The organism is Oerskovia sp. NPDC057915 (genome assembly GCF_042887685.1).
In the GTDB taxonomy this organism is placed as follows: domain Bacteria; phylum Actinomycetota; class Actinomycetes; order Actinomycetales; family Cellulomonadaceae; genus Oerskovia.
On sequence record NZ_JBHVOS010000057.1, the window covers coordinates 1 to 1,069 of the forward strand.

General features: G+C 57.9%; 2 rRNA genes. Both read right to left on the reverse strand.

Annotated elements, in window-relative coordinates:
• Nucleotides 1–181: 181 nt before the first annotated feature.
• Nucleotides 182–298 (reverse strand): 5S ribosomal RNA (gene rrf, locus ACFVQ3_RS18845).
• 159 nt (nucleotides 299–457) lie between these two features.
• A 23S ribosomal RNA gene (locus tag ACFVQ3_RS18850) occupies nucleotides 458–1,069 on the reverse strand; the annotation flags it as partial.

Genomic DNA, 1,069 nt, shown 5'->3' on the forward strand with positions numbered 1-1,069 from the left:
CCGGGAGGGGGTGGTGAGCCGGCCGTGCGCCCGCTCGTGATGGTGTGAACGGTACGTTCGGTCGATCTGAGGCGACGGACGTACCGTTCGCTCGGAGAGTGCGGGGTGGGTTTTTTTGGGGGGGGTTTGGGTACGAGAAAGCCCCCCAACCATCACTGGTTGGGGGGCTTCTCTACATTGTGTTCGGCGGTGTCCTACTCTCCCACACCCTGTCGAGTGCAGTACCATCGGCGCTGAAGGGCTTAGCTTCCGGGTTCGGAATGGGACCGGGCGTTTCCCCTTCGCTATGACCGCCGTAACTCTATGAAACTGTCACAGTAACCAACTTCTGATCACCTGTTTTCACCGTGCACCAACCCGAACCCGTTACCGGGTGGATGGATGACGGAGAAAACAGAGTTTCTCATCAGTATCTGTGTGTTGTTTCAGATACCGCACAGTGGACGCGTAGCTTCTTTGTGGTAAGTCCTCGGCCTATTAGTACCAGTCACCTGCATGCATTACTGCACTTCCAGTTCTGGCCTATCAACCCGGTGGTCTGCCGGGGGCCTTACCCCCTCGAGGGGGTGAGAAACCTCATCTTGGAACAGGCTTCCCGCTTAGATGCTTTCAGCGGTTATCCCTTCCGAACGTAGCTAACCAGCGGTGCTCCTGGCGGAACAACTGGCACACCAGAGGTTCGTCCGTCCCGGTCCTCTCGTACTAGGGACAGCCTTCCTCAAGTTTCTAACGCGCGCGGCGGATAGAGACCGAACTGTCTCACGACGTTCTAAACCCAGCTCGCGTGCCGCTTTAATGGGCGAACAGCCCAACCCTTGGGACCTACTCCAGCCCCAGGATGCGACGAGCCGACATCGAGGTGCCAAACCATCCCGTCGATATGGACTCTTGGGGAAGATCAGCCTGTTATCCCCGGGGTACCTTTTATCCGTTGAGCGACACCGCTTCCACTTGCCGGTGCCGGATCACTAGTCCCGACTTTCGTCCCTGCTCGACCTGTCAGTCTCACAGTCAAGCTCCCTTGTGCACTTGCACTCGACACCTGATTGCCAACCAGGCTGAGGGAACC